This window comes from Cytobacillus sp. SAFR-174 (genome assembly GCF_051964675.1).
GTDB lineage: Bacteria > Bacillota > Bacilli > Bacillales > Cytobacillaceae > Cytobacillus.
Genome location: NZ_JBQCMZ010000004.1, coordinates 224,811 through 237,872 on the forward strand (window position 1 = coordinate 224,811; position 13,062 = coordinate 237,872).

Here is a 13,062-nt window from a genome sequence, read left to right on the forward strand (position 1 = left end):
AAAAAGCGCCCTCCAGTGGATAGGCGCCCTATAAAAAATACTTATGATAAATGCCGTATTTTGCTATTGATCTGTGTGCGCGGCTTCGCTTCCGGCACTTCTTCAGGATACCCTACGCCGAAAATACCAACGACATCGTAATCTTCAGGGACATTTAACGTCAGTCTGGCTTTCGCAGAAGTCCCAAGAGAAGACCAGAAAGTTCCCACGCCTGATTCCCACGCCATCAGCATAAAGTTCTGGATAAAGCAGGATACGGCAGCCATATTCTCTGTTCGTTCCAGAGCTGTTGCTCCATGTTTGGACAGAATCGCAAGCACAACGGGGGCACCGCCGAAATCGGTTTTATGATTCAGCTTAGCCCTTGTTTCCGGACCAGCAAATAATACTTCCCATGGCTCCGTCATTTTATGGTTGGGTGCCATGGTCGCAGCCTCCAGCCAGGTTTTAATTAAATTATGATCCACTTCATCAGATTTGAACTTTTTAATGTTGCGTCGTGTTGTAATGATTTTCTGTATATCCACTGTGTAATTCCCCTTTTTGTTTATTTACTATATATAATACTAGATTAATTGGATTTCATCTTTGAAAATTATTCGATGATCCCATTCTAAGTCTATAACATCCAGAAAAAATCAGTCTTAATAACTGTGAATAACAAAATTAAAACAAAGACCAAATGAATAATGGTCACCATATAAGCCCTGCGGTTTTCGGCATATTTCCACTCCATAAAAGCCCTGGCGCTTTCTGAAACACCGATAAAAACAAAGAGCAGGAACCATGGTTCTAAAAACCATAGCCACTCCATCGGATCCCTCGTCATGTTAAAAATGCCTCCGGCCAGGATAGCCACTAAAAACCCTATTCGAATGGTCCAATCCACCTTTTTATGTTTATTATTGATATGGTTATAAGAAAAAAATTTCTTTTTCTCAACCCTCAGCCATTTTCTTAAACCCAATTCGAAGAAATACATAGATGCTCCGACAATCGTGGCTAAAATCAATAACTTAGGCCCGAACATTGGATCCATTACATACATACCCTTCCCTCCTCCGCCTTTGCACGAACACTGTGTTCTCTTGTCTATTTCTACGGGTATAGAAGGAAAAAGTTCCCTTTAATCTATTGATGTTCCAGCTGCAGAAAAAATAAAAGCCGAAGAGGCAATCTCTTCAGCCTTGTTTCTCCAATTCAAGCAGAGCCTGCTTCATTTCAATGCCCCCGCGATAGCCGGTTATCGCACCATTTTTGCCGATGACACGATGGCACGGGACCGCGATTAACAGCGGATTGGCACCGATTGCTTTCCCTGCTGCCCTTACTGCCTGCGGCCTGTTGATTTTCTCTGCAATGTCCGAATAAGAGACTGTTTTTCCGTAGGGAATCTGTGCTAATGCCTCCCAGACGCCTTCTTGGAACGGAGTGCCTTTCACATCCAGGTTCATTGAAAAAACTTGTCTTCTTCCCAGCAGAAATTCCAGTATTTCCATCATGTATGGCTGCAATGCTTCTTTATTTTCCACAAGCACTGCAGCTGGAATATATTTTTTCAGCGATCTTTCAAAATCCTTAAATTCCGGGTCAGATCCAATATAGCAGAGACCCTTTTCTGTTTTCGCCAGGTACAGGCTCCATTCCCCTTCCTGCATGTTCGCCCATTCAATGTTCATTCTTCCGCTCCTCTCTTGTTTTATTTCTATATGCGGCAGGTGTTGTGCCCAGCTTCTTTTTAAATAAAGAGATAAAATAAGGGGTGCTGGGGAATCCTGCTGATGCACCGACATCGGCTATGGATTGCTCCCCGGACTTCAGCAGATGAACGGCTTTTTCGAGCCGAATATCCTGGATATATTCTGTAGGCGACTTCCCGGTGAGCCGCTTGAACACCCGCTGCAAATGATAGGGACTTCCATGAAACAAGTCCCCCAATTGATGTAAGGTAATTGGGTCTTTATAATGCTGATCGATCCACCCGGTTATTTGCTTAATCCATTCTTCTGCTGGCAGGCAGAGGCCATCCGGTTTACAGCGCTTGCACGGTCTGAAATTTTGCGCCAGTGCTTGAGACGCATTTTTAAAAATAGCGACATTGCCGATATTCGGGACTCTCGACCGGCACGATGGCCTGCAGAATATCCCTGTCGTTTTAACGCCATAAAGAAAGAGATCATCATAGGATTTGTCGCAATCCTTTATTGCAGTCCAATATTCTTTCGGAATCTGTTCATAATCCACATGCGCTCACCTCTGCTAAAAAGTATACACAAAAAAGATTCATCATCAGCGATTTCCAAAATATAAACGCAAGATAACGTAATCCTGAGGACTTACAATAAAGAAAAGGAGGAATCCAAATGAGCTGTCCATCTGTTAACTGGAAAGATGCTGAAAATGGCCTGGTGCTTTTCACTCCGTCTGAATTTAGCTTCTCCGAAAACCTGCGATACTTGTCACGATCAACAAATGAATGCCTTTATGAGATTTCCGGCGAGGCAATTAGACGCGCCATTTCTATCAGAGATGAAAAGCTGCTTCTTGAAATAAGCGGTGAGTCAGATCAGTTCCTGACCGTCAGGATTCATAAGCCTGTCACGCATCAAATGAAAGCGGAGATTGCAGAATATATCCATGATTGGTTTGACCTCGGAGCCAGTCTGACCCCATTTTATGAGATGGCACAAACAGATCCCTTGCTGAAAAAGCCTGCAGAGCAATTTTTCGGACTGAGAGTCATGGGAATTCCCGATTTATTCGAGGCTTTTGCCTGGGGAATCCTCGGGCAGCAGATTAACCTTACATATGCGTATACACTGAAGCGGAGGCTCGTTGAAATATATGGGGAGGCGCTGGAGTACGGAGGGAGTAAATACTGGCTCTTCCCTGCAGCAGAAACGATTGCCGGGTTAACCATCGAAGATCTGGCTGACTTAAAAATGACGGTGAAAAAGTGTGAATATCTCACTGAAGTGGCATGCTTAATTGCTAACGGCGAGCTTTCAAAAGAGGACCTGCTCAAAGGAGATGTAAAAGCTGCAGAAAGAAAACTAACGAGAATTCGCGGCATCGGCCCCTGGACCGCACACTATGTCCTCATGCGGTGCCTTCGCTTCCCGAACGCTTTTCCAATCGATGATGTCGGACTGCATAATGCGATTAAAGTGATCTTAGACTCAGAGAAAAAACCATCAAGAGAGGAAATTCTGACATATTCTGCTCGCTGGGAGAATTGGGAAGCATATGCTACTTTTTATTTGTGGAGAGTATTATATTAAATTATTTGCCAAAAAGCTGACGTGACCCGGAGCGACCGATAAAATTAGTTTCTGGCCGATATACTTTTGAAAATGACCGATAAAATAAAAAATCCGGCCGCTACCCTTACCCTTTTGGCCGATAACTGATAGAGGACAGGTTCCCCTGTCCTTTCTATGTCAGGAAAAAATATAGTGGTGTCATTACAAGAAATAGAGCCTGAAAAAAACACCCGCCTGCACAGCCAAGACAGCCCTCATCCGCCAGCTGCTCCCCTGCTTCATACATATTCTCGCCAACATCCCAGCCATTATCCTCTTCTTCATTATTCTTCTTGCTATTCTCCTTATCTTCCTGCAGTTGAATCATAGTATCCCCACTTTCCTGATATTACCCTAGAATAATAGTAAATTATTTTCCATAAAAAAGAAAAGGCCAGCACGGCCCTTTCTTCAGTACTTCTCCACAAGTATTCTTACATCAAGCTTGTAAATGAGATCAATCATCCGCGTCCCGATCATCTGGCAGATCACCGCATAAACAATAACCTTCCAGTCCACGACAACCCCTGTAAGCAAAAGCAGGCTGCCATTTATGTAAAATAATGTCCGTCCCGGCGCACTTCCTCTTGCTTTTGAAATGATTAACGCAAGGATATCCATGCCCCCTGACGATGCGCCCATCCGGAATAAAATTCCGACTCCTATTCCAAAGACTACAGCTCCAAGCAAAAGATCCAGTAGAACCGGATTCAGCGGTTCAGTTATGTATGGAGTCAGAATATCAATCGTAACCGAAGTAACCGAAACACAAAACAGCGTCCAGATCACACTGCTTTTTCCGAGCCATTTGGCTGCTGCCAGCAGCAGGCCCGCATTCAAAACCCACAATGTGACCGAATAAGGCGTGTCCACTATGTAATTGAATACGACCGCCAGACTCGCCGCGCCGCCGGACGGGATAAAATGCGGAAACAAGAAAAAGGTCATCGCCGCCCCCTGGATTGCTGCAGCGATTCCCAAAATGATAGACTTATATAGCAGGTACATAACAAATTCTCCTAACCTTTTTTCCTCACTCTATCTTATAATAAACTCACAAAATACGAAATGAAAGGTGTTCAATATGCCACACCAATTTGAAACAGAACGGCTTTTACTGAGAACGATGCAGCAGCAGGATCTTGATGCTGTATTTCAAATCTGGGGCAGCCCCGAGGTCATGAAATACTGCGGCGGCTCAAGTACAAAGGACCGGATTCAGCGGTCCATCGAATTTTACCGGCATCTGCAGGAAGAGAAGGGCTATTCCGTTTATGCTGTTTTGCTTAAAGAAACATCCAGCTTATTCGGGGTTTGCGGATTTAATCCGGGAGAGAGTGATGACGAAGCAGAACTCCTCTATCACTTGAGCCAGTCTTACTGGGGAAAAGGCTTTGCCGCTGAAGCTGCAGCAGCATCCGTCAGAAATTTGACTGAATCCTGCCCGAACATAAAGAAAATCATTGCCTCCATTGATCCGGCCAATCCTGCTTCCGGAAAAGTACTGACGAAAATCGGCATGAAATCAAAAGGAATGAAGTGGTTTGAGGACACCCAGCAGGAGGAGCTGTATTTTGAGATGGAGCTGGAGGGTTAGTATACAACCAATCCCTTTCAAATGCCGGCTGATGCCAAAAGAAAAGTTCTGAGTAAATTGTAGTTCTATTAACCAAAACTTCACTAGAACCCGTTCATAAACTTAATGGACCGGGGTTCTATTTTTTTATGTTCTGGTGAATTTAATCAGCAGAGTACGAAAATGAATACTATTTACCGACGAACAAAACAATGATCCATTTGGACGCTGTCCTGCTTAAATCAGTGTCTTTCCAGCCCTAGAATGGTTGATTAGCAAATGGATGACTCAATGTTTTTTATTTCGCCATTTGAATCAACACGATCTGTTCCTTGTTCACAATTCTCCTTGTTTTCCCATTCAATAATATATTTATTAAATTTTGCAGTTACTGAAATGATTTCAACATTCCCAATTTGTTTGGTGTGATAATCTATAACAATTGCTTTAGCTTGTTCCTCTGTAATTTTTGATTCTATGCTGCACCCATTTACTATTATTGATGTCATTGTGATAAAAATAATAAAGATTTTTTTCATATTATTTCCCTCCCTAACCAATACGACGCTTTTTCCACAATTAATGTTACTCAGTGTATTTATTGAACAAATCTGCTCTTCGTGAATATGCATCTCTTTTTGAAAAAAATGTATTACATTCTGCAATAATTCAAAAAAATAATAATCACACTGCCAAAATATACATTATTTAACATCCAGAAACTGGAGTGCTTTTTCCTATGAAACTATACAAGTTCCTCCGAATACATATATTTACAGATTAACTTTCATGAGTAAAATCAACCTGGAAAGTGGGTTTGTAAATGAAAAAGTGGCTTGTAGGTTTTGTAGTGGCTGGGGTTATCTTGGTTTTAGGCGCATGCAATAAAGAACTGTCAAAAGAGGAAGTAATCGCTGGACTTGAAGAACATGCAAGCGAAGTAGAGAATTATCATGCTGACATTGAAATAGGGGTAGATATTATTGATAAATCTTTAGATTCAACATTGCAGTCATCCGAAGCCATACTCAGAACGGATGTGAACGAGAAGAATATGGAAGGGTACGGTGTGGTAATGGGAAGTGCAAACGGCAGTTCCACAAATTCTGAGTATTATTTTACAAAAGATAAAGCGTATATAAACGCAAATAATCAGGGATGGCAGAAAGTACCGAACCAGGACCAAATCCGCCAAGACGATACTTTCTATAAAAATGTCGTTAAGATTGTTACATTGATTGCAGATAAAGTGGAAATGACCAAACAGGATGATTCCTATGTCTTTACCTTCAAAGGTAAAGATATAGACGTTTATCGAGCGTTTGAAGATCCATATTCTGTTAGTTTCACAGGAATTGAACAAGAAGAAGTGGAACATGATGTTAAGATTGTCATCAATGCCGAAACCTTTTATATTGAAGAACTGTCAAACACTTTAACAGGTGAAAAAGACAATACTGCAGTTATAATCGACATTAATCACGTATATAAAAACATGAATGAAATGGACAAAATTGAAGTTCCTAAGGAAATAATCGAAGAAGCTGCCTTATATAAAAAAGGTTCCAAAAATCTCTCTTGGAACCTTTTTCTTTTACTTTCATTATATATGCCAAAGCTCCATCCAAAAAAAACTTGGTACTCCATTTCGAGTACCAAGTTTTTTTAACAAATCGAATCCGTAGATTTCGGATTCTTCAATCCAAACAGCGGGCGGATGAATAACGCTACACCTGTTCCAAGCATGGCCATAATCGCCCATACCCAGCCGTGCAGGCTGAAGGATGCGATGCCGCCGAAGTAGGCGCCAATATTACAGCCGAACGCAAGGCGGGAACCATATCCCATCAGCAGTCCGCCGACAATCGCAGCACCAGCTACACCCGGCTTGATTTTTCCAGGCTTGAACGTTCCCTGTGATGCCGCTGAAATAAAAGCACCCAGGATGATGCCGAAGTTCATAACACTTGTAGAATCAGCAAGCACTGTATTTTTCAATGCCGCTAAGTTCGGATCTGATGCAAAGTATCCCCATGATGTTACATCGATTCCCATTGCCATCAGCGTTTTTCCGCCCCATAGCGCGAACGCGGATGTGATGCCCCAAGGCGTTCCGCGGACCGTCAGAGTCAGTGCATTCAGCAACGCAAGGACGATTGCTGCTGCGAACAATGGCCATGAGCCTCGCAGGATTTTTTTCCAGCCGGCCGTTGTAGGCAAAGCTTTCATCATTGGCGCTTTACGCTTTTTCGCGATTTGCAGGGTCACCCAATAAATCAATGCAAATAAAGCAAGCTGAACCACCAATGCCCCGCCATACCCGAGTCCAGTTGATGTCGCCAGTGAGATTGGCGGCAATGCCGGTGTTTCTTCCATCCAGAACGAGAAGTGGTACGCTCCAATCGTGGAACCCGCGATGAACGAAATCAGCGTCAGAATCATGGAGGATTGCCCTCCGCCTACAGAATACAAAGTGCCGGATGCACAGCCATTCCCAAGCTGCATCCCGATTCCAAAAATAAAGGAACCAAACAGCACGCTTACTCCTACAGGAGACACATACCCTTTAGGCTCAATTCCTGTAAAACTGAAGCCTGTGCTTAAAATAATCGCAAACAATGTGGAAGCAACTGCGAGCATCAGCATATGTGCCTGCAGTCCCTGCCCGTTTCCTACACTGGCAAAGCGTCTGAAGGCAGACGTAAAGCCGAACCGGGCATGAAGCAAGGTCATACCGAGTGCAATTCCAATAATAAATAGAACTCCCTGTGTCATGTTCGCTGTATTTATTATAGAGATGAACAAAATGAGAGCTGCAAGAACACCAGCTGCAACAAAAGGCTTTTGAATCGGATTTAAGTTTGAAACAACTGTTGTTGGTGCTGAAATCCATGATTTATTTTTCATTTCAACTTGAGCCAACCTCATTCACTCCTTTTCTTATCTTTTTAGTCGGATTAAAGTGTTATTTTATACTATATTTTTTTAAAAGTAAATGGTGAATTTTTCTCCAGTCCGAAGATTTCCTGATATAATTATATCTTTGGAGAGTCATAATTTTACAGACAGGAAAGGAAAGGATATCTTTGCTTAAGCGGTTTAAATGGCCATCGTGGGCAATATTTTGCATCTTCATTGCAGGCATCTATTATTTTATCAGCTCTGGAGCTGACACCAGCCTTCAGGCTTTTTCCAGAACAGAAACCACATCCCCTGAAGCATTCCCCGGATTAAACCTGGAAACGCGGACAAAGGAAACGAAATCTTATACCCTTGCAATCAGTTCACCAATAACTGAAATTGAAAATTTGAACAAACCTATGAAAGAGTGGATTCAGGCTCAAGAAAGGGATTTCCTTGAACTTGTGCAGGCAAACCGGCAGGTGCTGGACAGCGAAGATTTCCGTGCCCATCTTAATATCAAGGCGGATCCGAAAAAAGTTTCCGATACTATGTACACCCTGGTATTTGAAGCTTACCAGTATACTGGCGGCGCCAATGGGCAGGCCGCGGTCAAAACGTTCACGATCGACCTTGCGAATCAGAAAATGGTGCAGCTTGCAGATGTCATCCATATGGATGAGGATTCCCTGACAACGCTCAGAACGATGATAAAAAACCAAATTGGCCAGAAGGAAGAGCTCCAGGACTATCTGTTTAATGACCTGCTGGACGAAGCGCTGAAAAATCCGTCGAGCTGGAAATGGTCACTGAGCGGCAAGAATTTTACGCTTTATTTTAACGAATATGAAATTGCGGCAGGCGCAGCCGGAGCGGTCAAGGTGAAAATTCCAATCGAACAGATTCGTCCCCTCTTAAAGGATGAAATTGCCCTGCATTTGAAGCTCCCTGACATCCAGCTGCCTGAACCCGAAGTCGAAGAACAGAAAGCAGCTCCACTTGATCCAAACGGCAAGTATATTGCTCTTACCTTTGATGATGGGCCACACCCGAAAGTCACACCGCTTATATTGGATATTTTAAAAAAGCATAATGCAAAGGCTACCTTTTATATGCTTGGCAGTCAGGCGCAATTCTATCCGGCACTCGCAAGCCAGGTGGCTGAAGAAGGCCATGAAATCGGAAATCACAGTGACAGCCATGCGGACCTTTCATCCCTTGGCGAAAAAGAAATTCGCAAAGAAATGGAAGAAGCCAGCGCCAAAATCAAGGAAGCAAGCGGACAGCTTCCCGCAACCGTCCGCCCGCCTTATGGCGCCTTGAATGAAGATGTGAAAAAAATTGCCGGAATGGCCCATACACCGCTTATTCTGTGGTCGGTGGATTCATTGGACTGGAAAACCCTCAATGCCTCGGCTATTCAAAAAATCGTGAAGGCCAATGCTGTGCCAGGCTCCATCGTCTTGATGCACGATATCCATAAGTCAACTGCTGAAGCACTTCCAGACCTGCTGACCTACCTGGAAAAAGAGGGCTACGAATTCATTACCGTCTCCCAGCTTCTATCTCTGCAGGAACAGGAAGTGACCGGTACGTTTTTTGGAAAAAGATCATAAGCATTCAGCTAGACGCTCAGGGTTTTCCTGAGCGTTTTGTATTATGCGCCTGTCCCCTTTTCATAAAAGGGAATGGTGCTGCCATCCGCCGTGGGCTAAAACTCCAAATAAAGTTTTTAGGAATAAAATTTTCCAGCAAGCGAAAGTTAATAATATTTATGTCTTTACGAAGGGGTAACCCGCAATGGATCGATTTATTAATGAAATAAAAGCAGAGCTTGGGAACAACGGAGATTTTCATCTTCAAAGGGACTACCTTGCGGATGCTGCCGTGATGCTGCTGGGGTTTAATACACTCATCGATTTTATTAAAACGAGAACTGTGCTTCACAAGCAGGCGGAGAGTATCCTTTTGCAGAATCAGCCTACTGAGGATTTATGGCGGGCCATAGGGGAAGTGTTTGAAGGGGATGTCCAAAAAGCCATTTCATCCATATATGAAGGCAAACTGGTAATCCATTTTGAAAACACCGACCGTTTTATCATTATGGAGCCTGTATCCGCTATGCTCGATCGTTCGATTGATTCACCCACAAATGAAAATGTTATTCAAGGGGCATTGGATTCCTTTACAGAAGGAATCGATACTAATATCGGCATCGTCCGAAAACTCATGAATTCGGACGAAATCAGAATCGACTCTTTTTTAGCCGGCCGCAGCCGCAAAAACAAATTATCCTTGCTGTATTTAGACGGCCAAGCGGATGTGAATCTGGTTAACAGCATTCGTGATCATATTGAAAAAAATATCCAAATGGAAGCATGTGATCTGCAGGGACTTGCCAAAATGCTGGGGTTTCCGTCTTGGAATGCTATTTCAAAGTTTAATACGACTGAGCTGCCCCATCATGCGGTTCAGAATCTGAAAAAAGGAAAAGTCGTTCTGTTCGCAGATCGATTGCCTTTTGCTCTCATTCTCCCAAGTCTGTTCTGGGATATGTTTGCTATTGAAAATGACCGGAATTTTCCTCTTCCTATTATGTTTGCCATTAGGATTATCAGAATCATCGGCATTCTGGTGACGCTGATCAGTCCTGGGCTTTATGTGGCTTTGGTCTCAGTCAATCCTGAAGTATTGCAGATTCAGCTTGCTTTATCAGTTGCCCAAAGCCGTGAGGGGGTTCCCTATCCGGCTTTGGTAGAAATTATTCTCATGCTTGTCATTCTTGAATTAATCCTGGAAGCAAGTGTAAGGCTGCCGAAATCCATTGGGCCCACCATTACAATGGTCGGAGGAATTATCCTGGGACAGGCTGCCGTGGAAGCAAAATTAGTCAGCAATCTGCTGATCATCATTCTTGCCGCCACAACCATTGCCAATTCAACCATCGTCGGATTTCAGAATGCTGTCTCCATTCGGCTGTTCAAATACGCCATTGTGCTTCTGGCGGCAATATTTGGCATCTTAGGGCTGGTTGCCGGCTTGGTTTTCATTTGCGCTTACCTGGCAAGCCTCAATACCTATGGAAAGTCCTATCTCTACTTAAATGTAAAAGGGAATGAAAGCAATGGCAGATAAAAGTTTGCATGTCATGCTGATGTACATCATCAGCCATTTGGGCCTGATTTTCTTTATGTATCCAGGCAATGTGATTTCTAGTACAGAACAGGGCCACTGGCTTCCTGTTCTGGTCGGCGTGATCATTCATTTCATTTTCATTTCTATTTATATGAAGGGACTAAGCTATTTTCCAAAAAAAGATATTATTCGCATCTATGCAGGGATTGGGAAAGGGACAGCTGTCTTCTTTATTGCCCCGGTTTTCTTATATTTCGGCATGATATTATTGATTACGCTCCGGGCTTATGCCGAAATTATTACCATCGTCTTTTTATCAAACACTCCTTTATGGGCCATCATGCTTTTATTGATATCTATTTCGACCTATATAGCAGCCAGAGGAGTTGAAACCATTTTTCGCACAGGGCTTCTCCTATCCCTTTTATTTCTTCCCATTATCATCTTTATTTTCTTTACTTCTTTCCAAAACGTGGATTGGAGGTACATAGTTCCTTTAGATGCAGATCTCGGATTCCTTATAAAAAGAACATACCTGGAAAGCTTTTTTGCTTTTTCCGGAGGCTTTCTGTTTCTCGGCTTTGTCCAGCCTTATTTCTCCTACGACAGAAAATATGTATTATGGGCTGCCGCATTCCTTATTCCCTTTTTCCTTTTTTCAGTCTATATTCCAGTCCTGACTTTTGGGCAGGCCACCTCAGCTACAACCTTCCTTCCATATGTTGTAGCCGTGGATGCCATCAATATTAATTGGCTTATGTTCGACAGGGTCACAATGTTTTTCTTGTTAAGCCTCATCTCCTTTGTAATGCTTTACCTTGCTCTTGTGTCCTGGAAAGCAATTCGAATCTTAAGTCATTACCTCCCTTCCATTAAACCGGTAAAATTGTTGCTTGCCCTATCTGCCGCAGTCTATTTTTCATGTTTTTTAATCCCGGATTGGAAAGATGTCGAGAAATTATTTTGGTGGAATACGTTTCTGAGGTTCTACATTTTAATAGCCATTCCATTTTCAATTTATTTCTTTGGACGCCGCATGAAGAGGAAGGATAAAGATGAATCCATTTAATCTAAAATCTAAAGCACCTATTACTGTTTGTCTGCTTTTGACAATGATGACTTTAACCGGCTGCTGGGACATCAGAGATATCAATCATCGGACTCTTCCTGTTGTCCTTGGCATTTCTACTGTTGAAGACGATCAATACAAGGTTTTTCTTAAAATCCCTGAACCTGTGGAAGGGTCTATGGAAGTGAGGATCGTATCCGGAACGGGGAAGACCATTTCCCATGCGGTAGATGTCATCAGCCGAAACATGGAAACCAGCGTAGATCTGCTTCATGTAAAAGTCATCATGATAGAGCGGAAAACAGCGGAGAAAGGCATGAAAGACATCATCGCCGGTTTCATGAGATCACGGGAGGTATCACCAAAAGCACTAGTCACGATTTGTGACCAGAACATGGATGAATTTTTTTCGATACTCTCAGAATCAAAGAATCTTAAAGGAACCAACATGTTCGATTATTTTGAAAAAAATGCAGGCTGGAATCCGGAGATTGCCCTTACAAGGATATGGGAAGTCTACCGCAGCATCCATTCCTATACACGAGATGTAGCTATCCCCCTGATTGTGACGGGAGAAACGACAACTTACGAACAAGCAGGCTCTGCCGTTATTAAAAACGGAAAGATGGTGGAGCAGATCAGTAATGACGAAACCCTGCTATTCAATGCCTTTAATAATGAAAGCACCCATGGACAAATTGAAGTTCTGAATCACGCAAGCGTCATGATCATCGGCAACTCCATGGACCACCATACAGACTTGACTGATAAACAGCCTTTTTTGGAAAGCCGGATCAACCTAAAGGTTGTCATCCTTGAAACAAGAGGCAACACATCCAGTGCCATGATCAAGAAAGAATTGAGCCACCTCCTCTCAAGCCGATTCAGCAGTATGTTAGCCACACTCCAGGAAAGCGAAGCAGACATTCTCGGCTTAGGCCAATTGTATCGCACTAAAATCGACCGAAAAGAGCTGAAAAACTGGCGGTCCATTTACTACCCAAACTTGAAATCTGATATCCAATTCAAGATAGACATCCAAAATGAAGGGTACTTAAGAACAACCTGATGGGACAGTG

At 43.0% G+C, this 13,062-nt stretch carries 15 protein-coding genes; 7 read left to right on the forward strand and 8 right to left on the reverse strand.

The annotated features are described in order from the left end of the window. Nucleotides 1-41: 41 nt before the first annotated feature. The 4 genes from ACTHRG_RS06410 to ACTHRG_RS06425 form a co-directional block, all read right to left on the reverse strand. Complete coding sequence (locus ACTHRG_RS06410; RefSeq protein ID WP_076257752.1) at nt 42-527, reverse strand: nitroreductase family protein; 486 nt, start codon at nt 525-527, stop codon at nt 42-44. A gap of 92 nt (nt 528-619) precedes the next feature. Then, nucleotides 620-1,048 (reverse strand): DUF4181 domain-containing protein, encoded by a 429-nt coding sequence (locus tag ACTHRG_RS06415; protein ID WP_076257753.1) that lies wholly within the window; start codon nt 1,046-1,048, stop codon nt 620-622. 133 nt (nt 1,049-1,181) lie between these two features. After that, nucleotides 1,182-1,679 carry a methylated-DNA--[protein]-cysteine S-methyltransferase gene (locus ACTHRG_RS06420; protein WP_076257754.1) on the reverse strand — a complete coding sequence of 166 codons (498 nt, stop codon included), beginning with the start codon at nt 1,677-1,679 and terminating at the stop codon, nt 1,182-1,184. Continuing rightward, complete coding sequence (locus ACTHRG_RS06425; protein ID WP_076257755.1) at nt 1,669-2,244, reverse strand: bifunctional transcriptional activator/DNA repair enzyme AdaA; 576 nt, start codon at nt 2,242-2,244, stop codon at nt 1,669-1,671. Before ACTHRG_RS06425 ends, ACTHRG_RS06420 begins: the two co-directional genes overlap by 11 nt. A 119-nt stretch (nt 2,245-2,363) precedes the next feature. On the opposite strand from ACTHRG_RS06425, the gene ACTHRG_RS06430 reads away from it, so the two are divergent. Continuing rightward, complete coding sequence (locus ACTHRG_RS06430) at nt 2,364-3,281, forward strand: DNA-3-methyladenine glycosylase family protein (protein WP_076257756.1); 918 nt, start codon at nt 2,364-2,366, stop codon at nt 3,279-3,281. Nucleotides 3,282-3,435: 154 nt separating this feature from the next. On the opposite strand, the gene ACTHRG_RS06435 is transcribed toward ACTHRG_RS06430, so the two are convergent. Both ACTHRG_RS06435 and ACTHRG_RS06440 read right to left on the reverse strand, forming a co-directional pair. Further along, nucleotides 3,436-3,630, reverse strand: coding sequence for a hypothetical protein (locus ACTHRG_RS06435; protein WP_076257757.1), 195 nt, complete (start codon nt 3,628-3,630; stop codon nt 3,436-3,438). A gap of 83 nt (nt 3,631-3,713) precedes the next feature. Then, complete coding sequence (locus ACTHRG_RS06440; protein WP_076257758.1) at nt 3,714-4,310, reverse strand: YitT family protein; 597 nt, start codon at nt 4,308-4,310, stop codon at nt 3,714-3,716. 76 nt (nt 4,311-4,386) lie between these two features. On the opposite strand from ACTHRG_RS06440, the gene ACTHRG_RS06445 reads away from it, so the two are divergent. Then, nucleotides 4,387-4,899, forward strand: a complete 513-nt coding sequence (locus ACTHRG_RS06445) for a GNAT family N-acetyltransferase (protein WP_076257759.1) — start codon at nt 4,387-4,389, stop codon at nt 4,897-4,899. Between the two features lie 251 nt (nt 4,900-5,150). Here the strand turns inward: ACTHRG_RS06445 and ACTHRG_RS06450 are convergent, their stop codons facing one another. Beyond that, the gene (locus ACTHRG_RS06450; RefSeq protein WP_076257760.1) at nt 5,151-5,417 is read right to left on the reverse strand and encodes a hypothetical protein; all 267 of its coding nucleotides are present in this window, start codon (nt 5,415-5,417) and stop codon (nt 5,151-5,153) included. A gap of 284 nt (nt 5,418-5,701) precedes the next feature. Between ACTHRG_RS06450 and ACTHRG_RS06455 the strand changes: the two genes are divergently transcribed. Continuing rightward, nucleotides 5,702-6,547: a DUF6612 family protein gene (locus ACTHRG_RS06455; protein WP_076257761.1), complete on the forward strand. Its 846-nt coding sequence runs from the start codon at nt 5,702-5,704 to the stop codon at nt 6,545-6,547. On the opposite strand, the gene ACTHRG_RS06460 is transcribed toward ACTHRG_RS06455, so the two are convergent. Further along, nucleotides 6,544-7,785, reverse strand: coding sequence for a YeeE/YedE family protein (locus ACTHRG_RS06460; protein WP_175609076.1), 1,242 nt, complete (start codon nt 7,783-7,785; stop codon nt 6,544-6,546). The two genes, ACTHRG_RS06455 and ACTHRG_RS06460, sit on opposite strands and share 4 nt — an antisense overlap. Nucleotides 7,786-7,964: 179 nt before the next feature. Between ACTHRG_RS06460 and ACTHRG_RS06465 the strand changes: the two genes are divergently transcribed. From ACTHRG_RS06465 to ACTHRG_RS06480, 4 genes are all read left to right on the forward strand, one after another. After that, nucleotides 7,965-9,395 (forward strand): polysaccharide deacetylase family protein, encoded by a 1,431-nt coding sequence (locus tag ACTHRG_RS06465; protein WP_440230857.1) that lies wholly within the window; start codon nt 7,965-7,967, stop codon nt 9,393-9,395. A gap of 184 nt (nt 9,396-9,579) precedes the next feature. After that, nucleotides 9,580-10,914, forward strand: coding sequence for a spore germination protein (locus tag ACTHRG_RS06470; RefSeq protein WP_076257764.1), 1,335 nt, complete (start codon nt 9,580-9,582; stop codon nt 10,912-10,914). Continuing rightward, nucleotides 10,904-11,983, forward strand: coding sequence for a GerAB/ArcD/ProY family transporter (locus tag ACTHRG_RS06475; RefSeq protein ID WP_076257765.1), 1,080 nt, complete (start codon nt 10,904-10,906; stop codon nt 11,981-11,983). Before ACTHRG_RS06470 ends, ACTHRG_RS06475 begins: the two co-directional genes overlap by 11 nt. Next, the gene (locus tag ACTHRG_RS06480; RefSeq protein ID WP_076257766.1) at nt 11,970-13,052 is read left to right on the forward strand and encodes a Ger(x)C family spore germination protein; all 1,083 of its coding nucleotides are present in this window, start codon (nt 11,970-11,972) and stop codon (nt 13,050-13,052) included. Before ACTHRG_RS06475 ends, ACTHRG_RS06480 begins: the two co-directional genes overlap by 14 nt. Nucleotides 13,053-13,062: the final 10 nt, after the last annotated feature.